This is a genomic window from Pseudomonas sp. PLB05, from assembly GCF_021106615.1.
Classification (GTDB): Bacteria; Pseudomonadota; Gammaproteobacteria; order Pseudomonadales; family Pseudomonadaceae; genus Chryseomonas; species Chryseomonas benzopyrenica.
Window position 1 is genome coordinate 78,168 of record NZ_JAJOHO010000005.1, and the last position, 22,333, is coordinate 100,500.

At 65.7% G+C, this 22,333-nt stretch carries 21 protein-coding genes; 7 read left to right on the forward strand and 14 right to left on the reverse strand.

Annotated features, from left to right (window positions below; translation table 11 throughout):
- Positions 1-11 precede the first annotated feature (11 nt).
- The 9 genes from LRS53_RS20405 to LRS53_RS20445 all read right to left on the reverse strand — a co-directional run bounded on the left by LRS53_RS20405 (position 12) and on the right by LRS53_RS20445 (position 12,071).
- Positions 12-830 carry an NAD-dependent epimerase/dehydratase family protein gene (locus LRS53_RS20405; protein ID WP_231357131.1) on the reverse strand — a complete coding sequence of 273 codons (819 nt, stop codon included), beginning with the start codon at positions 828-830 and terminating at the stop codon, positions 12-14.
- A gap of 96 nt (positions 831-926) precedes the next feature.
- Complete coding sequence (locus LRS53_RS20410) at positions 927-2,123, reverse strand: hybrid sensor histidine kinase/response regulator (RefSeq protein WP_064306820.1); 1,197 nt, start codon at positions 2,121-2,123, stop codon at positions 927-929.
- Entirely contained in the window at positions 2,116-2,703 is a 588-nt protein-coding gene (locus LRS53_RS20415) for a chemotaxis protein CheB (protein ID WP_017639537.1), read from the reverse strand. Before LRS53_RS20415 ends, LRS53_RS20410 begins: the two co-directional genes overlap by 8 nt.
- A gap of 1 nt (position 2,704) precedes the next feature.
- Entirely contained in the window at positions 2,705-3,523 is an 819-nt protein-coding gene (locus tag LRS53_RS20420) for a CheR family methyltransferase (protein ID WP_231357132.1), read from the reverse strand.
- Positions 3,524-3,526: 3 nt separating this feature from the next.
- Positions 3,527-7,063: a response regulator gene (locus tag LRS53_RS20425; protein WP_231357133.1), complete on the reverse strand. Its 3,537-nt coding sequence runs from the start codon at positions 7,061-7,063 to the stop codon at positions 3,527-3,529.
- Positions 7,064-7,321: 258 nt separating this feature from the next.
- Entirely contained in the window at positions 7,322-7,480 is a 159-nt protein-coding gene (locus tag LRS53_RS20430) for a YqaE/Pmp3 family membrane protein (RefSeq protein ID WP_231357134.1), read from the reverse strand.
- Between the two features lie 358 nt (positions 7,481-7,838).
- Positions 7,839-9,608, reverse strand: a complete 1,770-nt coding sequence (locus LRS53_RS20435; protein WP_231357135.1) for an acyl-CoA dehydrogenase C-terminal domain-containing protein — start codon at positions 9,606-9,608, stop codon at positions 7,839-7,841.
- A 187-nt stretch (positions 9,609-9,795) separates the two neighbouring features.
- The gene (locus tag LRS53_RS20440) at positions 9,796-11,601 is read right to left on the reverse strand and encodes a phenylacyl-CoA dehydrogenase (protein WP_017639541.1); all 1,806 of its coding nucleotides are present in this window, start codon (positions 11,599-11,601) and stop codon (positions 9,796-9,798) included.
- A gap of 146 nt (positions 11,602-11,747) precedes the next feature.
- The gene (locus tag LRS53_RS20445) at positions 11,748-12,071 is read right to left on the reverse strand and encodes a thioredoxin family protein (RefSeq protein WP_231357136.1); all 324 of its coding nucleotides are present in this window, start codon (positions 12,069-12,071) and stop codon (positions 11,748-11,750) included.
- A gap of 164 nt (positions 12,072-12,235) precedes the next feature.
- Here LRS53_RS20445 and LRS53_RS20450 point away from each other — a divergent pair, with 164 nt between their 5' ends.
- Both LRS53_RS20450 and LRS53_RS20455 read left to right on the forward strand, forming a co-directional pair.
- Positions 12,236-13,570, forward strand: coding sequence for an MFS transporter (locus tag LRS53_RS20450; RefSeq protein WP_017639543.1), 1,335 nt, complete (start codon positions 12,236-12,238; stop codon positions 13,568-13,570).
- 71 nt (positions 13,571-13,641) lie between these two features.
- Positions 13,642-14,064, forward strand: a complete 423-nt coding sequence (locus tag LRS53_RS20455) for a DUF1810 domain-containing protein (RefSeq protein WP_173149736.1) — start codon at positions 13,642-13,644, stop codon at positions 14,062-14,064.
- Here LRS53_RS20455 and LRS53_RS20460 read toward each other — a convergent pair.
- Positions 14,061-14,648: a cupin domain-containing protein gene (locus LRS53_RS20460; RefSeq protein ID WP_231357137.1), complete on the reverse strand. Its 588-nt coding sequence runs from the start codon at positions 14,646-14,648 to the stop codon at positions 14,061-14,063. The two genes, LRS53_RS20455 and LRS53_RS20460, sit on opposite strands and share 4 nt — an antisense overlap.
- Positions 14,649-14,718: 70 nt before the next feature.
- The gene (locus tag LRS53_RS20465) at positions 14,719-15,420 is read right to left on the reverse strand and encodes an alpha/beta fold hydrolase (RefSeq protein ID WP_184288847.1); all 702 of its coding nucleotides are present in this window, start codon (positions 15,418-15,420) and stop codon (positions 14,719-14,721) included.
- A gap of 112 nt (positions 15,421-15,532) precedes the next feature.
- Here LRS53_RS20465 and LRS53_RS20470 point away from each other — a divergent pair, with 112 nt between their 5' ends.
- The 5 genes from LRS53_RS20470 to rarD all read left to right on the forward strand — a co-directional run bounded on the left by LRS53_RS20470 (position 15,533) and on the right by rarD (position 20,882).
- Positions 15,533-15,829 carry a hypothetical protein gene (locus tag LRS53_RS20470; protein ID WP_007159771.1) on the forward strand — a complete coding sequence of 99 codons (297 nt, stop codon included), beginning with the start codon at positions 15,533-15,535 and terminating at the stop codon, positions 15,827-15,829.
- An 82-nt stretch (positions 15,830-15,911) separates the two neighbouring features.
- A complete protein-coding gene (locus LRS53_RS20475) occupies positions 15,912-16,625 on the forward strand; it encodes a ComF family protein (RefSeq protein WP_231357254.1) in 714 nt (237 codons plus the stop codon).
- 66 nt (positions 16,626-16,691) lie between these two features.
- Positions 16,692-18,581 carry a PhoX family protein gene (locus LRS53_RS20480; RefSeq protein ID WP_231357138.1) on the forward strand — a complete coding sequence of 630 codons (1,890 nt, stop codon included), beginning with the start codon at positions 16,692-16,694 and terminating at the stop codon, positions 18,579-18,581.
- Positions 18,582-18,691: 110 nt separating this feature from the next.
- On the forward strand, positions 18,692-19,666 hold the full coding sequence (locus tag LRS53_RS20485; protein ID WP_231357139.1) for a serine/threonine protein kinase: 975 nt from the start codon (positions 18,692-18,694) through the stop codon (positions 19,664-19,666).
- Positions 19,667-19,961: 295 nt separating this feature from the next.
- Entirely contained in the window at positions 19,962-20,882 is a 921-nt protein-coding gene (rarD, locus tag LRS53_RS20490) for an EamA family transporter RarD (protein ID WP_231357140.1), read from the forward strand.
- 75 nt (positions 20,883-20,957) lie between these two features.
- Here rarD and secB read toward each other — a convergent pair whose 3' ends face one another.
- The 3 genes from secB to LRS53_RS20505 are packed head-to-tail and all read right to left on the reverse strand — an operon-like array spanning position 20,958 to position 22,165.
- Complete coding sequence (gene secB, locus LRS53_RS20495) at positions 20,958-21,422, reverse strand: protein-export chaperone SecB (RefSeq protein WP_007159775.1); 465 nt, start codon at positions 21,420-21,422, stop codon at positions 20,958-20,960.
- 27 nt (positions 21,423-21,449) lie between these two features.
- On the reverse strand, positions 21,450-21,704 hold the full coding sequence (grxC, locus tag LRS53_RS20500; protein WP_184288855.1) for a glutaredoxin 3: 255 nt from the start codon (positions 21,702-21,704) through the stop codon (positions 21,450-21,452).
- A gap of 41 nt (positions 21,705-21,745) precedes the next feature.
- A complete protein-coding gene (locus tag LRS53_RS20505) occupies positions 21,746-22,165 on the reverse strand; it encodes a rhodanese-like domain-containing protein (RefSeq protein WP_017639552.1) in 420 nt (139 codons plus the stop codon).
- Positions 22,166-22,333 lie beyond the last annotated feature (168 nt).

The following is a 22,333-nucleotide window of genomic DNA, read 5'->3' on the forward strand; positions in this document are numbered from 1 at the left end:
GACGGGCACCCTCAGTCGTCGAAGGGGCCGGTGGCGACGAAGGCACCGCCCTGGTAGACCAGGGACGGATCGTCCGCCGCCGGCATGGGCTGGGCCTCGACCTTGGCGCGGAACTGCTCGGAGTTGTCCTTGGGTTGGAAGCCCAGGTGCGCGGCCAGGCGGTTGTCCCACCAGCTGTCGCGGTTGTTGGAGGCGCCATAGACGATGGTGTGGCCGACGTCGGGGGTATTCAGGCTGCGCAGGATGAGGTCGGTCAGGTCCTCGTAGCTCAGCCAGGTGGCGAGCATGCGGCGGTTCTGCGCCTCGGGGAAGGAGGAGCCGATGCGGATGCTCACCGTCTCGATGCCATAGCGGTCGAAATAGAACGTCGCCAGGTCTTCGCCAAAGGCCTTGGACAGGCCGTAGTAGCTGTCTGGACGTTGGGGCACGCTGGCGTCGATGCGCTGGTCCTGGCGGTAGAAGCCGATGACATGGTTGGAGCTGGCGAAGACGATGCGCTTCACCCCGTGGCGCCGTGCGGCCTCATAGAGGTTGAAGGTGCCGCGGATGTTGGCTTCGAGGATGGGCTCGAAGGCGTGCTCGGTGGAGATGCCGCCAAAGTGCAGGATGGCATCGACGCCTTCCACCAGGGCATGGACGCCGGCCTTGTCCGCCAGGTCGCAGATGACTACCTCTTCCGCTGGCCCTTGAGCCGCATCCATCGGCGCGATATCGGACAGGCGCAGGATCTCGGCATGGGGCTTGAGCCGCTGGCGCAGCTCCTTGCCCAGGCCGCCGGCGGCGCCGGTGAGCAGGAGTCGATGGAAACGAGACGAGGAAACTTCGGACATGACTAGGCGCCTTCTTATGGAGTTATCTGGCAAGAGGTACGACATCCCACCTCTTTTCACGATTCTCGCGAGCGCCTGGAGTCCTGTCAATGCTACCTAAGCGGACAGGCAGGGCAGCCTTAGCCTGAACGTCGCGCCCTGTCCGGCGATGCTTTCCACGTGCAGACTGCCGCGGTGCGCCTTGACGATCTGGTCGGCGATATAGAGCCCGAGGCCCAGGCCGGCGATGTTCTCGGTACCACTGGCGCGCTCGAACTGGCGGAAGATCAGCGCCTGGTGCTCCACCGGGATGCCGATGCCATGGTCCTTGACGCTGAGTTCCACCTCGGTCCCGTCGCAGCGCAGGGAGATTTCCACCGGGCGGCCGGCACCGTATCTCATGGCGTTGGTCAGCAGGTTGGTGATCACCTGCTCGATGCGGAATTCGTCCCAGAAGCCGGGCGCCGGGCTTTCGGCGTGCAGCTCCACCGGACAGCCGGCGGCGGCGAATTGCGAGGCGAAGCTGTCCACCACGGTGTTGACCAGGGCGGCGAGATCGCATTGCGTGGGACGGATGGACAGCTTGCCGGTGCGGATGCGCGAGATGTCGAGCATGTCGTCGATCAGGTGCACCAGGCGCTGGATCTGCCGCTCGTCGCGCTCGGCCATGCCGGCCAGCTTGTCGGGGGTGAAGGCTTCCAGTTTGCCCTTGTCCAGGTACATGCGGCGCAGCTGGGCTTCGAGCATCAGGGTATTGAGCGGGGTCTTGAGTTCATGGGAAACCATGGACATGAAGTCGTCCCGGGTGCGCACCGCCTGCTGCAGCTCCACCTGGGTCTGGCGTAACTCGGCCAGCAGGATCTCCTGCTCCTGACGACTCTGTTCCAGGGCCACCAGTTGCTCGGCCAGGCGCTTGCGGTGCCAGTAGAGGTCGACGAAGACCCGGGTCTTGCTCTTGACCGCATGGACGTCGAGGGGCTTGTGCAGGAAGTCCACCGCACCGCTCTCGTAGCCCTTGAAGGCATAGTTGAGATCGCGACCGGCGGCGCTGACGAAGACGATGGGAATGTGCCGGGTCTTTTCCAGGCCGCGCATCATCTCCGCCAGTTCGAAGCCGTTCATGCCCGGCATCTGCACATCGAGGATCGCCAGGGCGAATTCGTGCATCAGCAGGAGCTCCAACGCGGCTTCGGCGGAGGTGGCCTGGAAGATCTCCAGCGCCTCGCTGCGCAGCAGGGCTTCCAGTGCCAGGAGATTCTCCGGCAGGTCGTCTACGAGCAGGATCTTCGCCTGTTCGACGGGTACATCAGCCATGGTCGCGTTCCAGCTCGGTGAGCAATAGATGGATGCCCGGCACATCCAGCACGAAATCCGGGTGGAATCTCTTCAACGCCGCCTCGGGCATGGTCGGCACCTCGGCCGATTGCGGCGACTGGACGACGGTCACCGCGCCGTTCTGAGCCAGGGCATGCAGGCCGCTGGCGCCGTCGTGGTTGGCACCGGTGAGCAGGACGCCGCAGACCTGCTCGCCCAGGGCATCGGCCGCGCTTTCGAACAAGACATCGATGGACGGCCGGGAAAACTGCACCGGCTCGTCGCGTGACAGCGACAGGGTGAAGTCGTCCTCCACCAGCAGGTGATAACCCGGCGGCGCGAAATACAGGGTGCCGGGCAGTATAGCGTCCTTGTCCTCGGCTTCGCGTACCCGCAGGGCCAGCCGCGCCTGGAACAACTCGGCCAGGCGCGAATTGCGGTCGTCCGGCAGGTGCAGCACCACCGCCAGCGGTAGGCGAAAACTGGCCGGCAGAGGCGAGAGCAGGCGCAGCAGCACCTGCAGCCCGCCGGCCGAGGCTCCGATGACGATGAGGCGCAAGGGTTTGCGGGGCGGGAACATGCTAGAGCCTGCGGAACAGCCGTTCCTGCTTCACCACCGGCTCGAAGTGACTGGCATAGGCGGAGAAGTCCAGCGACTCCTTGCTGCCCAGGCCGAGAAAGCCGCGGTGACTCAGGGACTCGTGGAACAGGCCGAGCGCCCGATTCTGCAGATTCTTGTTGAAGTAGATGAGCACGTTGCGGCAGGACACCAGCTGGGTCTCGGAAAAGACGCTGTCGGTGGCCAGGCTGTGGTCGGCGAAGGTCACGTTGGCGATCAGCGACTTGTCGAACAGGGCGCCGTCGTAGGCCGCGGTGTAATAGTCGGAAAAGGCGCGGGTACCGCCGGCCTTCTGGTAGCTGGCGGTGTAGGCGCGCATCCGCTCCAGCGGAAAGATGCCCTGGCGAGCCTTTTCCATGGAGCGCGGATTGATGTCGGTGGCATAGAAGAGCGTGCGGTCGAGCAGCCCCTCTTCCTGGAACAGGATGGCCATGGAGAAGACTTCCTCGCCGGTGCTGCAGCCGGCGATCCATACCTTGAGCGAAGGATAGGTGCGCAGCACCGGCACCACCTGCTGACGCAGGGCGAGGAAGTAACCCGGATCGCGAAACATCTCGCTCACCGGGATAGTGATGAATTGCAGCAGCTCGGCGAACAGCGCCGGATCGCGCAGCACCCGCTCCTGCAGCGCCGAGATGCTCGGGCAGTCGAAGCGTGTCAGCGCCTGCAGCACCCGGCGCTTAAGCGAGGCCTTCGAGTAATTGCGGAAGTCGTGGCTGTATCTCAGGAAGATGCCTTCCAGCAACAACCTCAGCTCGATGTCCTGCAGCCGTTCGTTCATGACCTACAGCCGCTCCAAGGACGGCATCCAGACGCGGATCAGCGAGAACAGCCGGTCCAGGTCGATGGGCTTGGCCAGGTAGTCGCTGGCGCCGGCGGCGAGGCAGCGTTCCTGATCGTCCTTCATGGCCTTGGCGGTGATGGCGATGATCGGCAGCTTCTTCATGTGCGGCCGCTTGCGGATCTCGCGCATGGCTTCGTAGCCGTCCATCATCGGCATCATGATGTCCATAAGCACCAGGTCGATGGTGTCGCTGTTGTCGAGCTTCTCCAGCGCTTCCAGGCCGTTGCGGGCGATCTCCACCTTGGCGCCCTTCTGCTCCAGGGCACTGGTGAGCGCGAAGATGTTGCGCACGTCGTCGTCCACCAGCAGCAGGGTGCGGCCGTCGAAGGCCTTTTCGCGGCTGCGGGCGCTTTCCAGCATGCGCTGGCGATCGAGCGGCATGTCGGCCTCGATCTTGTGCAGGAACAGGGTCACCTCGTCCAGCAGACGCTCCGGCGAGCGCGCGCCCTTGATGATGATGGAGCGCGAATACTTGAGCAGCGCCGCTTCTTCATCGCGGGTCAGGCTGCGACCGGTGTAGACGATGACCGGCGGGAAGGAGCAGATGTCTTCGCTGGCCATGCGTTCGAGCAATTCGCCGCCCTCCATGTCGGGCAGCTTGAGGTCGATGACCATACAGTCGTAGACCTCGTCGCGCAGCAGCTCTAGGGCCTGGCTGCCCATCTCCACCGCGGTGATCTCCACGTCCACGTCGCCGATCAGCTTGGCGATGCTGTCGCGCTGGAGGGCATCGTCCTCCACCAGCAGCACCCGCTTGATGCCGGCGGCGAACTTGGCTTCCAGGCGGGTGAAGGCCTCGCGCAATTCGTCGCGGGTGGTGGGCTTGATGGCGTAGCCGACCGCGCCCATGTGCATGGCGGTCTCGATGCGATCCGAGGCCGAGACCACGTGCACCGGGATATGGCGGGTTAGCGGATTTTCCTTGAGCCGCTCCAGCACCGTGAGGCCGGAATGATCCGGCAGCCCCATGTCCAGCAGGATGGCGTCGGGGCGGTATTCCAGGGCGATGGCGAAGCCTTCCTCGGCACGATGGGCGACCAGGCAGCTGTACTTCAGCTCATGGGCGAGATCGAAGAGGATCTGGGCGAAGGGCACTTCGTCCTCGATCACCAGCACCCGGCGATCCGGATAGGGCCAGTTGTCTCGGTCGTCGGCGAAGGCGGCACCCACGGGTGCCGCCGCCTCGGTGACCGGCGCCGGCGCGGGCGGACGCGGTGTAGCGGCCAGGGTCGCCAGGGGCGTGGGCACGGACACCGGAGTGGTAGCCACGGCAGGCGCACTCATCGGCGTCACTGGCAGAGTGGGCGCAGCGGCTTCCTGGTATTCCAGCGGCAGACGCAGGGTGAAGGTACTGCCCTCGCCCGGCTGGCTGGTGACGCTCAGCGTACCGCCCAGCAACAGCGCCAGGTCGCGGGAGATCGACAGCCCGAGCCCGGTACCGCCATAGCGACGGGTGATGGCGCCGTCCGCCTGGCGGAAGGCTTCGAAGATCAGCTCCTGCTGCTCGGCGGCGATACCGATGCCGGTATCCCTGACGGCGAAGCTGGGCTGGCCATCCTCCAGGGACAGGCGCAGGGTAACCTGGCCGTGTTCGGTGAACTTGAAGGCGTTGGACAGGAGGTTCTTGAGGATCTGCTCGACCCGTTGCCGATCGCTGAAGAAGGACGTTGGCATCTGCGCGTCCAGCTCCACCTCAAAGCCAACGCCCTTGTTCTGGGCCACCGGCTCGAAGGCGGTCTTCAGGGCTTCCACCAGGCGGCGCACGGACATCTGCTCCGGGCGGATCTCCAGCATGCCGGCCTCGACCTTGGAGATGTCGAGAATGTCGTTGATCAGGGTGAGCAGATCGATGCCCGCCGAATAGATGGACTCGGCGTAGCGCACCTGCTCGCCGCTCAGGTTGCCGGCCGGGTTGTCCGCCAGCAACTTGGACAGGATCAGCGAGCTGTTCAGCGGCGTGCGCAGCTCGTGGGACATGTTCGCCAGGAATTCGGACTTGTACTGACTGGCCCGCTCCAGCTCACGCGCACGGTCCTCCAGCAATTGCTGGGCCTCGTTCAGGCGATTGTTGCGGTCATCCAGCACATCGCGCTGTTGCAGCAGTTCCTGGGCCTGCTCGGACAGCTGCTCGTTGGTCTGCTCCAGTTCGGCCTGCTGCTGTTCCAGATGGACCTGGGATTCCTTGAGCGCCTGGGACTGCTCTTCCAGCTCTTCGTTGGCGGTGCGCAACTCTTCCTGCTGCACCTGCAGCTCTTCGTTGAGCTGCTGGGTTTCCGCCAGTACCTGCTGCAGGCGCTGGCGATAGCGCGCGGCTTCCACCGAGGAACCAATGGAATCGGCGATCAGGGTCAGTAGTTCTTCGTCCTGCGGACGCAGAGCACGCAGGAAACCCAGTTCCACCACGCCATTTACCCGGCCATCGTTCTCGATGGGTACGATGAGCGCCGCGCTGGCCTGGCGTTCACCCAGCGCCGAGTTGACCTTGAGGTAGTCGACGGGCAGCTGGTCGAGCGCCATGGGGCGACCGTCCAGGACGGCCTGACCGGCCAGGCCCTCGCCCGGTGTCAGGCGCTGGCGACGGCGGCGCCCCTCGTCGTCCAGGGCATAGTCGGCGACGCGCTCCAGGCTGCCATCGTCGAGACGCACATAGAGCGCGCCGGCCGCGGCGCCCAGATAGCGCGCCAGAAATTGCAGGATGCTCTGGCCCAGCGGCGCCAGCGACGCCTGGCCGATGACCGCTTCCGACAGCTGATTCTGGCCGGAGCGGAACCAGCTCTGCCGCTCCAGGTTGTCGGTGTGCTCGGCCTGCTGATCGAGCAGCCGGGTATAGGTCGCGGAGAGCCGCATGAGTTCCCGGCGACCAAAGAAGGCCATGATGCCCGACAACAGCAGGCTGACGATGAGGAAGGCGGCGACGAAGATCACCGTCATGCGGCTGGCCGTCTGGGTGCGCTCGGCGCGCATCTGCTCTTCGTAGGCGATGAAGTCGGTGTAGTCGCGACGGATGCTGTCGATGCGATTCTTGCCCTGACCATCGCTCAGCGGTGTCTGGAAATCCCCCCCAATGCGGCGCGCCTCGATCACCTGGCTGGCGTATTGGCGCCACTCGCGGTGCACCGCCTCGATCCGCTCCAGTCGGCGAATCTGCACGGCACTGTCGCTGACCAGATTCTTCAGCTCATCGAGTTGCGGCTCGACATTGGGCAGGGCGCGCTCATAAGGCTGCAGAAAGCTGGTATTGCCGCTCAGCAGATAGCCGCGCATCCCGGTTTCCAGATCGACCACCAAGCGGAAGTTGGCGTTGGCCTCGCTGATGACGCGGTCGGTGTGCTCGACCCACTGCGTGACCTTCAGTAGGTAATAGATGATGGCGATGAAGAAGATCGCGCTGAAGACACCGATACTCAGGGGCAGGGAAAGATTGCGCTTGAGGATCTGGCTGAAGAGCTTCTGATCGAGGGGCGACTCGCGATTCATGAGGTCTGAAAGCCTTGTACAGGACGAAACGGTCGGCGGCGACTAGGCCTCTATCTGCGGGGTTGCCGTCATCCGCCGAGGCACGACCGAAGACCGATCGGAACCCTGCCACGCCTTGGCAGGGTTCTCTCGAAAAGCCTGCAGAACACGCGCTGGCCGGACATGGACACCAGCGGCGCTGGCGTCGTCGCCTCCGTTGCAGCGGGCTCGCAGCTCAACTGATCGATCGAGACACGCAACGCGCGTCCGCGCCTCTGGTCAGCGACGGGCAATCACCCAGACGGCATGGATGATACCCGGAATGTAACCCAGCAGCGTCAACAGGATGTTCAGCCAGAAGGCTCCGCCGAGGCCAACCTGCAGGAAGACGCCCACGGGAGGGAGGATGATGGCAAAGATAAGGCGGATGAGGTCCATTTCAGGCTCCAGTAGTGGGTGGGCAAGAAGATGCCTCTAAGACTGGTACGCCCGAATCAGGTTCCGGCAGGCAATAAAAAACCCCGCCGAAGCGGGGTTTCGCAGACTTAACCCGACATCCTTGTCGGGCCGCCAATCCTTGGCCATCTATCCCTGTAAGTCTCTGCCCGACATCCTTGCCGGGGGGCCATCCTGGCCACATTTCCTTGAAATCATCTGGAGCGCTGGGTACATCCTGTACCGCGATCCGATGGGTGTAGATTACGCAGCTCCCATGGACTAGGCGATGGCTTATCGCGGCGACGTCATGTAAGCCAAAGCTTACACGGCATGGCTTTTCACCTTGCCGGTCAACAGCTTAGAAGCCCTCCTCAGCCAGGGCGTAGAGCGGCTGGGCGCCACTGCGCACGGCGGCGGCCAGGCTCAGGGTGCGCGGCAGCAGACGGGCGAAATAGAAGCGTGCGGTAGCCAGCTTGGCTTCGGCGAAGCTGGCTTCCTGATCCGCCGCGGCAGCCGCGGCCCGTGCCCAGAGATAGGCATAGGCGACATAGCCGAACAGATGCAGGTAATCCACCGAGGCGGCGCCGAGCTCATGAGGGTCGGTGGTACCCGCCTGCAGCAGCCACTCGGTCGCGCCGTCCAGTTGATCCAGCGCCTGGCGCAGGGGCGCGGCGAATTCGCTGTCCGCCGGCAGGCTGGCGAGATAGCCATGGACCTCTTCGCTGAAGGGCCGGTAGAGGGCGCCACGACTGCCGGCCAGCTTGCGGCCGACCAGGTCGAGCGCCTGGATACCGTTGGTGCCCTCGTAGATCTGGGTGATGCGCACGTCACGCACCAACTGCTCCTGGCCCCATTCACGGATGTAGCCATGGCCGCCGAACACCTGCTGACCCGCCACGCAAAGCTCCAGGCCGAGATCGGTGAGGAAGCCCTTGGCGACCGGGGTCAACAGCGCCACCAGGGCTTCGGCGCGTTCGCGCTCGACGGGCTCGGGGCTGTACTTGGCGGTGTCGAGTTGCAGGGCGACATAGCTGGAGAACAGCCGGCCGCCTTCGTTCAGGGCCTTCATGGTCAGCAGCATGCGCCGGACATCGGGATGGACGATGATGGGATCGGCGTTCTTGGCGGCCTGCTGGATACCGGCAGGCGAGCGGCTCTGCAGGCGCTCGCGGGCATAGGCCAGGGCATTCTGGTAGGAGCGCTCGCTCGACCCCAGGCCCTGGATGCCAACTCCCAGGCGCTCGTAGTTCATCATGGTGAACATGGCGGCCAGGCCCTTGTTGACCTCGCCCACCAGATAGCCCACAGCACCGTCGAAGTTCATCACGCAGGTGGCGGCGCCCTTGATGCCCATCTTGTGTTCCAGCGAGCCGCAGGCCACGGCGTTGCGCGCGCCCAGGGCGCCCGCCTCGTCCACCAGGATCTTGGGCACCAGGAACAGCGAGATGCCCCGAGAGCCGGCCGGAGCATCGGGCAGCTTGGCCAGCACCAGATGGATGATGTTCTCGGTGAGGTCGTGCTCGCCGGCGGTGATGAAGATCTTGGTGCCGGTGACCCGGTAGCTGCCGTCGGCCTGGGGCTCGGCGCGGGTGCGGATCAGACCCAGGTCGGTGCCGGCATGGGGCTCGGTCAGGCACATGGAGCCGGCCCACTGGCCGCTGTAGAGGTTGGGCAGGTAGGCCTGCTTGAGCGCCTCGCTGCCATGGGCGTGCAGGGCCAGGCAGGCGCCAGCGCTGAGCATCGGATAAAGACCGAAGGCCAGGCAGCTGGCGTGCATCATCTCCTCGACCTGGGCGGTAAGCACCTTGGGCATGCCCATGCCGCCGTATTCGGGATCGCCACCGACCCCGACCCAGCCACCTTCGGCAAAGGCCTGGTAGGCCTGGCGGAAACCCTGGGGGGTGGTCACTTCGCCGTCTTTCCAGTGGCAGCCTTCTTCATCGGAATTACGATTGAGCGGCGCCAGTTCCTGGGCGCACAGCTTGCCGGCTTCTTCGAGGATGGCATCGGCGGTCTCGCCGTCCACCACCTCGGCCAGGGCAGGCCACTGACTCCAGCGGTCCTTGACCTTGAGGACGGCATCCAGCACGAAACGGATATCGCGAAGCGGCGGGGTGTAGTCAGCCATGTCGAGTCTCCTCGGAAGGTGTTCTTGTCGGTATGACTCGAGTGTAAGACCGAACCGGAAGGGAGACATAGGTTCATGATCTGACCTGACGGTCAGCCGATCGGAAGTCCGCGCCGGCTGGCTTTTTCGCATGCGTGAAAAAGCGAAAACCCCGCCGGAGCGGGGTTTTCAGAGGAGCTTCGTGCCCTTAGTAACCGAGCGCGAAGTCTTCCTCGGCCAGGGCCATCAGGCTGCCGGCGCCGGCCAGCAACGCCTCGGCATGGGCGCGGGTACGGGGCAGCAGGCGCTCATAGTAGAAGCGCGCGGTGGCCAGCTTGGCCTGGTAGAAGGCGGCCTCGTCGGTACCGGCGGCCAGCTTCTCGGCGGCGACCCGGGCCATGTCGGCCCAGAAGTAGGCCAGGCAGACATAGCCGGAGTACATCAGGTAGTCGACGGCGGCGGCACCCACCTCCTCGCGATCCTTCATGGCGGCCATGCCGACCTTGAGGGTGATCTCGCCCCACTCCTTGTTCAGCTTGGCCAGCGGCTCGACGAAGGCCTTGAGGTCGGCATTCTCGGCCTGGGCCTGGCAGAACTTGTGCACCACCTTGGTGAAGGCCTTGAGCGACTCACCCTGGGTCATCAGTACCTTGCGACCCAGCAGGTCGATGGCCTGGATGCCGGTGGTGCCCTCGTAGAGCATGGCGATGCGCGCATCGCGCAGGTTCTGCTCCATACCCCACTCGGCGATGTAGCCGTGGCCGCCATAGATCTGCACGCCGTGGCTCGCCGCCTCGAAGCCGACCTCGGTCATGAAGGCCTTGGCGATGGGGGTGAGGAAGGCCATCTGGGTCTCGGCCTGCTGCTTCTGCTCCTCGTCCTGGCTGTACTTGAGGATGTCCACCAGCTTGGCGGTGTAGTAGATCATCGCCCGGCTGCCTTCGGCGAAGGCCTTGATGGTCAGCAGCATGCGGCGCACGTCGGGGTGCACGATGATCGGATCGGCGGGCTTCTCGGGGGCCTTGGGACCGGTCAGGGATCTCATCTGCAAACGCTCGCGGGCATACTTCAGACCGCCCTGGAAGGCTACCTCGGCATGGGCCAGACCCTGCAGAGCGGTACCGACGCGAGCGAAGTTCATGAAGGTGAACATGCAGTTCAGGCCACGGTTCGGCGGGCCGATCAGGAAACCGGTGGCGCCGTCGAAGTTCATCACGCAGGTGGCGTTGCCGTGGATACCCATCTTGTGTTCGAGGGAACCGCAGTGCACGGCGTTGCGCTCACCGGCCGCGCCGCTGGCGTCGGGCAGGCGCTTGGGCACGATGAACAGCGAGATGCCCTTGGTGCCGGCAGGGGCATCGGGCAGGCGGGCCAGCACGATGTGGACGATGTTCTCGGCCATGTCGTGCTCACCGGCGGAGATGAAGATCTTGGTGCCAGTGATGGCGTAGCTGCCGTCCGCACGCGGCTCGGCCTTGGTGCGCAGCATGCCCAGGTCGGAACCGCAGTGGGGTTCGGTCAGGCACATGGTGCCGGTCCATTCGCCGGTCACCAGCTTTTCCAGGTAGGTATGCTTCTGCTCGTCGGTGCCGTGCTGCTCCAGGGTGTTCATGGCACCGTGGGACAGGCCGGGGTACATGCCCCAGGACCAGTTGGCCTGGCCGACCATTTCCGACAGGGAGATGCCGAGGGACTCGGGCAGGCCCTGGCCACCGTGGGCCGGGTTGTGCGCCAGGCTCGGCCAGCCGCCCTCGACGAACTGGGCATAGGCTTCCTTGAAGCCATCGGGGGTCTTCACGCCCTCTTCGCTCCAGGTGCAGCCCTGCTGGTCGCCGATGCGATTGAGCGGCGCTAGGACCTGTTCGCAGAACTTGGCGCCCTCTTCGAGGATGGCGGAAACCATGTCGGGGGTGGCATCGCCGCAACCGGGCAGGCTCTGGTAGTGCGCGTCATAGCCCAGGAGTTCGTCGCGAACGAAGCGGATGTCCCGCAGGGGGGCTTTGTAATCGGGCATGACTGTTACCTCTTTGCGAATGCTTGTTGTCGAGGGTGGCGGCAGCGTCGCTACGGACCCGCCGCCAGGGCGTTTAAACAGTCGTTTGAAACTAATGTTCCAGCCCCGGCCTTGTCAAGCGCGGCGAGGACGAGCGGAACGACCGGTCAGTCCGCCAGGGCCAGGGCTTCGCGCAGTTCTGCCGCCCCGGTCGGACGTACCAGCCGCGCCAGCTCCTGGCCTTCCTTGACGACGATCAAGGTCGGCCAGAGCTTGACGCGGAAAGAGCGCCCCAGGCGGCGCCCGGAGCCATCCTCGATCTTGAGATGGCGCACGGTGGGATGCTCTGCCAGGGCCGTGGCAAGCAGCGGCTGGGCGGCGCGACAGTGGCCGCACCAGGGTGCGCCGAATTCCAGCAGGGTCACCCCGGGCAGGGCATCGACGTCGGCGCGGGCGGGTTCCCGCTCCGCATAGGTGGTGGTCATGGGCATGGTTGGGCTCCTGAAGTCGGTTCCAACGGTGGACAAGTCGCTGGCGGGACTGCTCGATCACGGGAAAAGGACTAGGGTCGATCCTGCGGTACGCCCCGACTTCATGACAATAAAACCAGGCGCTTCATTTCTGCCTCCGTCTCCTCCCTTTCCTGAGGCCCGCCATGAGCCAGACAGCGACCCCCGTTTCACCCGCCACCCTGCGCAAGGTCATCTCCGCCGCGTCCATCGGCAACTTCGTCGAATGGTTCGATTTCGCCCTCTACGGCTTTCTCGCCACTCTGCTCGCGGCGCACTTCTTTCCCAGTGGGGATGCCACTGCCGGCCTGCTCAAGACCTTTGCCGTCTTTGCCGTGGCCTTCGCCTTTCGCCCATTGGGCGGCATCGTCTTCGGCCTGCTGGGCGACCGCATCGGCCGCAAGCGTACCCTGGCGCTGACCATCCTGATCATGGCCGGCGCCACCGCCCTGATCGGCATCCTGCCCAGCTACGCCACCATCGGCATCTGGGCACCGATCCTGCTGACGCTGATCCGTTGCGCCCAGGGCTTTTCCGCCGGGGGCGAATACGCCGGCGCCTGCGCCTACGTGATGGAGCATTCGCCGCGCGATCGTCGCGGACGCTATGGCAGCTTCGTGCCGGTCTCGACCTTTCTCGCCTTCGCCAGCGCCGCCCTGACCGCCTGGGGCCTGGAGCGGCTGCTGGGCGCCGCGGTCATGGCCGACTGGGGCTGGCGCATCCCTTTCCTGGCCGCCGCGCCGCTGGGTCTGATCGGCCTCTACCTGCGCCTGAAGCTGGACGAGACGCCGGCCTTCCAGGCGCTGGAAGCCGACCATGAGGTCAGCCATTCGCCGCTGGGCGAGACGCTCCGGCTGCAGGGTCGCTCGATCCTGCGCCTGGGCGCCTTCATCTCGCTGACGGCGCTGTCCTTCTATATGTTCACCACCTACTTCTCCACCTACCTGCAACTGGCCGGCGGCTTCGACCGGGCCGCGGCCCTGGCCATCAGCCTGATCACCCTGTTCGCCGCCGCGGCCGCCTGTCCGGTGCTGGGGCGCGTCACCGATCGCATCGGGCGGCGCATGACCACGGTGCTGGCCAGCCTAGTATTGGCGGTAGGCGTCTATCCGGCCTTGCTGCTGGCCAGCAGCGGCCAATTCGGCAGTGCCCTGCTGGGCTCCCTATTGCTGGGCGCCGGCGCGGTGCTGTGCAACGTGGTGACCGCGCCGCTGCTCAGCGAGATCTTTCCGACCCGCACCCGCTACACCGCGGGCGCCATCACCTACAACCTGGCCTACACCATCTTCGGCGGCACCGCGCCACTGATGGCGACCTGGCTGATCGGCGCCACCGGCAGCAATCTCTCACCGGCGCTCTACCTGATCCTGGTCGCCCTACTCGGCCTGGTCGGTGGCCTGAGCCTGCCGGAGACCTCGCGGATCGATCTGGACGAGGCCGGCGACGGCGCTGAGGCTCGCTACCAGACGATCCGCAGCTAGACCGCTCGTCCCTTGGCCGGCACTTCCTCCGGGCTGACCTGCCGATAGGCAAAAGGCCCGGAGTTTCCCCCATGCCCGCCACTCACGATCTGCAACGTTTCCTCGACGCCCAGGCCGACACCTATGCCACCGCCCTGGCGGAGATCCGCGCCGGGCGCAAGCGCAGCCACTGGATGTGGTTCATCTTTCCGCAGATCCAGGGACTGGGGCGCAGCGAGACCGCCCAGCACTACGCCATCGCCTCCCGCGACGAGGCCAGTGCCTACCTTGCACATCCGCTGCTGGGATCGCGACTGCGCGAGATCACCGCGGCGGCACTGGAACATCCTGAGCTGTCCGCCACGGCGCTGTTCGGGCAGCCGGACGATCTCAAGTTTCACTCCAGCCTGACCCTCTTCGCCGCCGTGGCCGAAGACCCCGAGCCCTTTCGCCAGGCGCTGAAGACCTTTTTCGCCGGCCAGCCAGACGAAGCCACCCTGACGCGACTCTGTTAGCGCCACAGCGTGGGCAGCGCGCCCTCGCGCCCGCTCACCGGGTCGCTCGTGGGCAAGGGCACCTGGGCGATCAGTTCGACCGAACGCGCATGGGCGGCCGGATCGGCGCGTTGGGTGATGAAGTCCTGTTGATCGGGCGGATAGGCGCCCACCACCAGGAAGTCCGCACTGGACTCCAGATTGCGGTGCCCGGTACCCGCCGGCAGTACCACCACATCACCCGCGGTCACCGCCACATCCTGCCCCTGCTCGCCGCCCAGACGCAGGGTCGCCTGACCACGGGCCACACCCAGGGCCTCATGGGCATTGGGGTGATAGTGATGGTAGTCGTAGACGCCATAGCGCCACTGCGGCGGCCAGGCGTTGTCGGCGAACAGTCGCTCCAGCGCCGCCGTGCGGTCGGTTCCTTCCAGAGGAACCTGGCGATAGAGGAGCACGGGCAGGCGGCTGTTGGGGATGACGCCGTCATCGGCGAAGTGCAGGTGCTCGGGCTGACCGGTCCCCACCGGCGCGGCCAGGGCCACGGCAGTGGGGGCGAGGCCAAGCACCAGGGAAAGGACGGACAGCGGTGGACGACGCGGCATACGGGACTCCCTCAAGGCTTTGCCAATGGAGGCCCGCCTGCCGCCCGGGTTCAGCGCCCGCGACGAGGGGTCAGGCCAGCCATTCCCGCAGCAGCGCCGTGGTCCGCTCCGGCAGTTCCAGCGGCGGCAGGTGGCCGCAGCTGTCCAGTACCACCAGCCGCGAGTCCTGGATACCGGCGTGCATGAGTTCGGCTTCAGCCGGCGGGGTGAGCTGGTCCTGGGCGCCGACCACGATCAGGGTCGGTATGCGGATCTGCGCCAAGGTGGGCCGCGAGTCGGGGCGGTCGATGATGGACTGCTGCTGACGCAGGAAGGCTTCCTTGCCCACCGCCTTGCCCATGGCCAGCACGGTGTCAGCGACCGGCGTGCCCAGGCGCGAGGCGTGGATCAGGCGCGGCAGCAGTTGCGGACTGATGCCGAGAAAGCGCCCGCGCTCGGCCAGGTCAAGCATGGCGCGGCGCTGGGCGGCGCGCTCGGGGGCATCCGGGCTGGCCATGGTGTCGAACAGCGCCAGCCGCACCACCCGCTCCGGCGCCTGGCGCAGAATCTCGAAGGCCACATAGCCGCCCATGGACAGGGCGCCCAGGGCGAAGCGCGGCGGCGCCTCGGCCAGCACCCGGCGCGCCAGGGCGGCGATACCCAGATCGCGGGTGAGATCGGGGATAAGCACCGGGCAGGTATCGGCCAGGTCGGCGGCCTGGATGGCCCAGAGACGCTGGTCACAGAGCAGGCCGGGAAGCAGGATCAGAGGTAGCGCGTCGGTAGCTGTCATCACTAGGAACTTGAGAGACACTGCGGAAAACGCGCAGTGTAGCGCGGATCACCAGCGAACCCGGCGGGCTTCGCGGGTTCCAAGGGACATTGCCAAGGATCCGGGAACATCCATGCGTACTGAAGGCTTCTTCGACTGGCTCGGCGCCGCGCTCGGCCAGGTCATCCGTTTCATCATCGATCTGTTCGGTTCGGTCCTGGGCGGCCTTGCCGATGCCGTGCACGACTTCCTCCATGGCATGGCCCGCTCCATCGGCATGGACGACTCCTATATCAGCTTCGTGGTCCTGGCCATCGGCCTGTTGCTGCTCTACGCCGCGGTACGGGCCTTCATGGCGCGCTCGGTGGTGGGTGGCGTCATCTGGCTGATTCTCGGCCTCATGGTGATGAGCTGGCTGATCCGCGGCTGACTGGTCGCCAGGCGCGCCGCCTGGCACAGTAGGGCTCTCGCTCGGCACGGATGCCGTCATGCCCCCACCGCTCTCCCAGGTAATGAAGCGCCACTGGCAACGCCTGCGGCCCGGGACCAGTTGCGCCCTCTGCGCCGCCTGGCTTCCGGCCGGACTGCCGCTGTGCGAAGGCTGCGACAGCGAATTGCCCTGGCTCGGGCCCCATTGCCAATGCTGCGCCCTGCCCCTGCCGGTGGACGGCCTGCTCTGCGGCAACTGCCTGGCCGGGCCGCCGGCCTTCGACCAGGTACTGGCGCCCTGGCGCTATGCCTTTCCAGTCGACACCCTGATCAACAGATTCAAGCATCGCGACCAGGGCAGTCTCGGTCGCGTGGCCGGGACGCTGCTGGCGCGGCATCTGCAGCACCTGTTCGACGAAGGCCAGCCACGCCCGGAATTGTTGCTGCCGGTCCCGCTCTCACCCTTGCGCCTGCACCAGCGCGGCTTCAACCAGGCCGCCCTGCTGGCCAACTGGCTCGGCCAGGCCCTGCAACTGCCGGTGGATGGCGGACTGTTGCAGCGGCTGCAGGAACAGCACAGCCAGCAAGGCCTGAGCGCCAGCGAGCGGCGGCGCAATCTCAAACAGGCCTTCGCCCTGGTGCAGGACGCCCAGCTGGAGGGTCGCCATCTGGCCCTGGTGGACGACGTCCTCACTACCGGCGCCACCGCCGATAGCCTGGCGTGCCTGCTCAAGCGCGCTGGCGCCAGGCGGGTCGACGTCTATTGCCTGGCGCGGACACCACCACCCGGCGGCTAGCGGCTGTCACCAAAACGTCATTTAGTCTGACTAGCCTCGCCTGCACACCGTGAGGGAGCCATCAACATGCACAACGAACAGACCGATCTCGAACGCCTCGTCCATCTCAGCCGTCGACGCTTCATCGGCGCGGGTGCCCTCGCCGGTGCCGCCCTGTTCCTCGGTGGTGGCCTGCTCGGGCGGAGCGCCCTGGCCGATGCCGTCAGCGAGGCCACGGGCAATCCCTTGATCGGCTTCGCCAACATCCCGGCTTCCACCGCCGACACCCTGGTGGTGCCGCCCGGCTATCGCGCCAGCGTGCTCATCAGTTGGGGCCAGCCACTGCACACCGATGGCCCGGCCTTCCGCCCCGATGGCAGCCCCAGCGCCGCCGACCAGGCCGTGCAGTTCGGTGACAACAACGATGGCATGGCCTTCTATCCCTTCCCGGACGATCCGGACCGGGCGCTGATGGCGATCAACAACGAATACACCAACTACCGCTATCTGCTCAGCCACGGCACCCCGCCAAAGTCCCTGGAAGACACCCGCAAGGCCCAGGCCGCCGAGGGCGTTTCGGTGATCGAGGTGAAGCGCGTGGACGGCCAATGGCACTTCGTCCAGGGCTCGCCTTACAACCGCCGGGTGCATGGCAACACGCCCATCGCCGTCAGCGGTCCGGCCGCCGGCCACGCCCTGCTCAAGACCGTCGCCGATCCGGCTGGTCGCGAGGTGCTGGGCACCTTCCAGAATTGCTCCAGTGGCGCCACGCCCTGGCACACCTATCTGACCTGCGAAGAGAACTTCACCGATGTCTTTGGCAGTCGCGACGCCAACCTGAAATTCGATGCGGCCCAGAAGCGCTACAGCGTCAAGCACGCCAGCGTGGAGAACGACTGGCACCTGCACGACGATCGTTTCGACCTGGCGCAGAACCCCAACGAACTCAACCGCCACGGCTGGATCACCGAGATCGATCCCTTCGATCCCCAGGCCAAGCCGGTCAAGCGCACCGCCCTGGGTCGCTTCAAACACGAGAACGCCGCCCTCGCCCGCACCCGTGATGGCCGCGTGGTGGTCTACATGGGCGACGACGAACGTGGCGAGTTCATCTACAAGTTCGTCAGCCGCGACCGCCTGCAAGACGACCCCAAGGCCAATCGCGACCTGCTCGACCACGGCACCCTCTATGTCGCCCGCTTCGACGAGGGCGACCGCGACCCGAACCGTCCCAAGGGCCGCGGCCAGTGGCTGCCGCTGGTGCATGGCGAGAACGGCCTCACCGCCGCCAACGGCTTCGCCAGCCAGGCCGAGGTGCTCATCCACGCCCGTCAGGCCGGCACCCAGGTCGGCGCCACGCGCATGGACCGACCCGAGTGGATCGCCGTCAGCCCCAAGGACGGCCAGGTCTATTGCACCCTGACCAACAACACCAAGCGCGGCGAGGACGGCATGCCGGTGGGCGGCCCCAATCCCCGCGCCAACAACCTCTACGGCCAGATCGTGCGCTGGCGCGAGAGCGGTGACGATGCCGCGGCCCTGAGCTTCGACTGGGACCTCTTCGTCATCGCCGGCAATCCCAAGGTGCACCCGGGCACGCCGGAAGCCGGCTCCCAGCAGATCAATGCCGAGAACATGTTCAACAGCCCCGATGGCCTGGGCTTCGACGCCGCCGGCCGGTTGTGGGTGCTCACCGACGGCAAGTACAGCAACAAGGGCGACTACGAGGGCATGGGCAACAACCAGATGCTCTGCGCCGATCCGCGCAGCGGCGAGATGCGCCGCTTCCTGGTCGGCCCGGTCGGCTGCGAGGTCACCGGCCTGGCCTTCTCGCCGGACTACCGGACGATGTTCGTCGGCATCCAGCACCCCGGCGAGGAAGGCGGTTCCCAGTTCCCGGAGCAACGACCGGATGGTCAGCCCCGCTCTTCGGTGATGGTCATCACCCGGGAAGACGGCGGGGTGATCGGCGCCTGACCGGCGAGCGGATAGCGCTCGAGCCTTCGCCATGGGGCTCGGGCATGCGCTAGCATCTCCCGGATGCAGGGTGGCAATCGCCATCGTCCCCCGTGACCGAGGAGCGCGCCATGTCTCATCCGTTCGAAAATCTGAGTCCCGACCTCGTCATCGACGCCATCGAAAGCCTGGGCTATCTCAGCGATGCCCGGGTGCTGGCGCTCAACAGCTACGAGAATCGCGTCTATCAGATCGGCATCGAAGCCGAGACCCCGCTGATCGCCAAGTTCTATCGCCCGGATCGCTGGACCGACGCGGCTATTCTGGAAGAACACGCCTTTTCCGCCGAACTGGAGGAGCGCGAGGTGCCCGTGGTCGCACCCTTGCAGCGCGACGGCCAGACGCTGTTCACCCATGCCGGCTTTCGCTTCGCACTCTTTCCCCGCCGCGGTGGCCGCGCACCGGAGCCGGGTGATCTCAACCAGTTGCATCGCCTCGGCCAGTTACTGGGTCGGCTGCATGCGGTGGGTGCCAGCCGGCCCTTCCAGCACCGTGAGTCGCTGGACGTCCAGGGCTACGGCCATGCTTCGCTGGACACCCTGCTCACCGGCAACTTCATTCCCAAGAGCCTGCTGCCCGCCTATGAATCGGTGGCCCGCGACCTGCTCCAGCGCCTCGACGAACTCTTCGAGAGCGTCAGCTACGACGTCATCCGTCTGCATGGCGATTGCCACCCGGGCAACCTGCTCTGCCGCGATGACGCCTACCACATCGTCGACCTCGACGACTGCCGCCACGGTCCGGCCATGCAGGATCTCTGGATGCTGCTGGCCGGCGATCGCCAGGAGCGACTGACGCAGCTGTCCGAGCTGATGGACGGCTACGAGGAATTCCACGATTTCCAGCCACGCGAGCTGGCCCTGATCGAGGGGCTGCGCACCCTGCGCCTGATGCACTACAGCGCCTGGCTGGCGCGCCGCTGGGACGATCCAGCCTTTCCCAAGAGCTTTCCCTGGTTCGGCAGCGAACGCTACTGGGGCGATCAGATCCTGACCCTGCGCGAACAGCGCGCCGCCCTGGACGAGGCGCCGTTGCGACTGTTCTAGCCTGGGCGCCCGAATACCCCTCTCCCCTGGGAGAGGGCCGGGGTGAGGGTACGCCTCGTGAGGACTTCTCCAGTGGAAAAGGCTGCGCCGTTTTCCACGCTACAACACTGATCGCGGCCATGGGCCGCTCCTACAGGCACCGGACTTTTCGTACGAGCGGCCGCATTGGCGGACCGCCATGGCCGCGATCGACCGTCGCGACGGTCACACCACAAGCGCACCACCTCAGCCCACATCCCGCCGTCCCTTGAGCTATCCTGCCCGGACAAGAACGTTGCCTGCCTAAGGATCCCTCATGTCTGCCTTGCGCCAGGGTTATGCCCTGGGCCTCACCGCCTATGGGCTGTGGGGCTTGTTTCCGCTGTTCTTCAAACTGCTGGCGGCCCTGCCGGCGACCGAGATCCTGTTCCAGCGCATCCTCTGGTCCGCCCTGTTCAGCGCCCTGCTGCTGCTGGTCTGGCGCCATCGCGGCTGGTGGGCGGAGCTGCGCGCTCATCCCAAACGGCTACTTTGGCTGGCCGTATCCGGCGCGCTGGTGGCCTGCAACTGGCTGGTCTACATCTGGGCAGTCAACAACGCCCATGTGGTCGAGGCCAGCCTGGGCTACTACATCAATCCGCTGGTCAACATCCTGCTCGCCCTGGTGCTCCTCGGTGAACGCCTGCGCCCGCTGCAATGGATCGCCGTAGGCCTGGCGGTGCTCGGCGTGGCCCAGCAGCTGTGGACCCTGGGGCAGCTGCCCTGGGTCTCCCTGGCTCTGGCGCTGAGCTTCGCCTTCTATGGCCTGGTGCGGCGGCAGACGCCGGTGGCCGCGCTGCCGGGCATGGTAGTGGAGAGCTGGATGCTGGTGCCGATCGCCCTGGTCGCGCTGCCGCTGCTGACCCCTGGGGTGAGCTTGCAGGCCGAGACCTGGCAGTCATCCCTGGGCCTGCTGATCGTGCTGGCCGGACCGGTCACCCTGATCCCGCTGCTGTGCTTCAACGCCGCGGCGCGCAAGCTGCCCTATTCGACCCTGGGCTTCCTGCAGTACCTGGCGCCGACCCTGGTGCTGATCCAGGCGGTCTGGCTCTATGACGAGCCCTTCCCCCGTGAGCGGCTGTTCGCCTTTCTCTGCATCTGGACCGGTCTTGCGGTGTTCAGCTTCGATCTCTGGCGCGCCAGCCGCAAGCTCAGAGCGAGCACAAAGGCGCACGAGCGAGAGGCAGACAAGGCCTAGGCATTCCCCAAGAGACCTGAGGCCAGACAGCAGAACGCCCCTCGCAAGGGGCGTTCGTCATCGCGGTGGAGCCGATCAGGCTTCGCCAGCGGTCTGCATGCGCGCCAGTTCCTGGGCGTAGAGGGCGTCGAAGTTCACCGGCTGCAGCATCAGCGCGGGGAAGGAGCCACGCACCACCATGTTGTCCAGCGCCTCACGGGCGTAGGGGAACAGGATGTTGGGGCAGAAGGCGCCCAGGGCATGGGCCATGGACGCGGCGTCCAGACCCTTGATCAGGAAGATGCCACCCTGCTGCACTTCAGCGATGAAGGCGGTCTCTTCGTTGTTCTTGACGGTCACGGTCAGGGTCAGCACCACTTCGTGGAAGTCGTCGCCCAGCGTCTTCTGACGGGTGGCCAGGTCCAGGTTGACGTTGGGCTGCCAGTCCTGACGGAAGATCTCGGGGCTCTTGGGCGCTTCGAAGGACAGGTCGCGGATGTAGATGCGCTGGAGAGAGAACTGAGCGCCGTCTTCCTGGGCGCCATTGGCTTGGTCGGTCATGGTAGGGCCTTGAGTGATGAGTGTTGGTCAGGCGGACAGCAGCGGATCGAGACGCCCGCTTCGGTCTAGGGCATAGAGGTCGTCGCAACCGCCGACGTGGGTGCTGCCGACCCAGATCTGCGGCACGCTGGTGCGACCGGCCTTGCGGGCCATTTCGCTGCGCAGCCCCGGCTGGCCGTCAACGGAAATTTCCCGATAGGCCACGTTCTTGCGATCGAGCAGGTGCTTGGCACGATGGCAATAGGGACACCAGGCGCTGGTATAGATGACGACGTCAGACATGCGCGGTCTCCAGTGGCCGATGGAACGGCCACGCTAGGGGGTCACTTCACCAGGGGCAGATTTTCTGCACGCCAGGTGGCGATACCGCCATTCAGTCGAGCGGCGGTGAAGCCGGCCTTCTGCAGCTCGCCGCACACGGCACCGGCTTGCTGGCCGGCACTGTCCACCACGATCAGGGTCTTGGCCTTGTGCTTCTCCAGTAGAGACAGGCTGCTGGCGACTTTCTCCTGAGCGATGTTCAGCGCCCCGACGATATGCCCGGCGGCGAAGTCCTTGCTCGGGCGGATGTCGAGCACCACACCCTCTTCGCGATTGACCAGATTGGTGAGTTCGCCAGTGGACAGGCTGCGACCGCCCCTACGGGTCTCGTTGAACAGCATCAGGGCGACGATGGCGAGGAAGGCGGCGACGAGAAGCGGATGATGGGTGGCGAATTCGACCACCCGACCGAGAAATTCCATAATGAAAGAGCTATCCAGGGAGGGCTAAAAATGCTGGCCAGTATACACAGCCCCCCGATGGCGCCATACCCTCGGCGACCCCGGGTTATCCGCAGGTAACCAGCTCATCTCAAACTGCCTCCTTGGCGGCTTTCGCCGCTCTGCCTAGGCTTGGCTTCCCTTCATTTC

Coding starts and splice junctions, on each gene's coding strand:
- LRS53_RS20405 (WP_231357131.1), bottom strand. CDS start 830: ATGTCCGAAGTTTCCTCGTCTCGTTTCCATCGACTCCTGCTCACCGGC.
- LRS53_RS20410 (WP_064306820.1), bottom strand. CDS start 2,123: ATGGCTGATGTACCCGTCGAACAGGCGAAGATCCTGCTCGTAGACGAC.
- LRS53_RS20415 (WP_017639537.1), bottom strand. CDS start 2,703: ATGTTCCCGCCCCGCAAACCCTTGCGCCTCATCGTCATCGGAGCCTCG.
- LRS53_RS20420 (WP_231357132.1), bottom strand. CDS start 3,523: ATGAACGAACGGCTGCAGGACATCGAGCTGAGGTTGTTGCTGGAAGGC.
- LRS53_RS20425 (WP_231357133.1), bottom strand. CDS start 7,063: ATGAATCGCGAGTCGCCCCTCGATCAGAAGCTCTTCAGCCAGATCCTC.
- LRS53_RS20430 (WP_231357134.1), bottom strand. CDS start 7,480: ATGGACCTCATCCGCCTTATCTTTGCCATCATCCTCCCTCCCGTGGGC.
- LRS53_RS20435 (WP_231357135.1), bottom strand. CDS start 9,608: ATGGCTGACTACACCCCGCCGCTTCGCGATATCCGTTTCGTGCTGGAT.
- LRS53_RS20440 (WP_017639541.1), bottom strand. CDS start 11,601: ATGCCCGATTACAAAGCCCCCCTGCGGGACATCCGCTTCGTTCGCGAC.
- LRS53_RS20445 (WP_231357136.1), bottom strand. CDS start 12,071: ATGCCCATGACCACCACCTATGCGGAGCGGGAACCCGCCCGCGCCGAC.
- LRS53_RS20450 (WP_017639543.1), top strand. CDS start 12,236: ATGAGCCAGACAGCGACCCCCGTTTCACCCGCCACCCTGCGCAAGGTC.
- LRS53_RS20455 (WP_173149736.1), top strand. CDS start 13,642: ATGCCCGCCACTCACGATCTGCAACGTTTCCTCGACGCCCAGGCCGAC.
- LRS53_RS20460 (WP_231357137.1), bottom strand. CDS start 14,648: ATGCCGCGTCGTCCACCGCTGTCCGTCCTTTCCCTGGTGCTTGGCCTC.
- LRS53_RS20465 (WP_184288847.1), bottom strand. CDS start 15,420: ATGACAGCTACCGACGCGCTACCTCTGATCCTGCTTCCCGGCCTGCTC.
- LRS53_RS20470 (WP_007159771.1), top strand. CDS start 15,533: ATGCGTACTGAAGGCTTCTTCGACTGGCTCGGCGCCGCGCTCGGCCAG.
- LRS53_RS20475 (WP_231357254.1), top strand. CDS start 15,912: ATGAAGCGCCACTGGCAACGCCTGCGGCCCGGGACCAGTTGCGCCCTC.
- LRS53_RS20480 (WP_231357138.1), top strand. CDS start 16,692: ATGCACAACGAACAGACCGATCTCGAACGCCTCGTCCATCTCAGCCGT.
- LRS53_RS20485 (WP_231357139.1), top strand. CDS start 18,692: ATGTCTCATCCGTTCGAAAATCTGAGTCCCGACCTCGTCATCGACGCC.
- rarD (WP_231357140.1), top strand. CDS start 19,962: ATGTCTGCCTTGCGCCAGGGTTATGCCCTGGGCCTCACCGCCTATGGG.
- secB (WP_007159775.1), bottom strand. CDS start 21,422: ATGACCGACCAAGCCAATGGCGCCCAGGAAGACGGCGCTCAGTTCTCT.
- grxC (WP_184288855.1), bottom strand. CDS start 21,704: ATGTCTGACGTCGTCATCTATACCAGCGCCTGGTGTCCCTATTGCCAT.
- LRS53_RS20505 (WP_017639552.1), bottom strand. CDS start 22,165: ATGGAATTTCTCGGTCGGGTGGTCGAATTCGCCACCCATCATCCGCTT.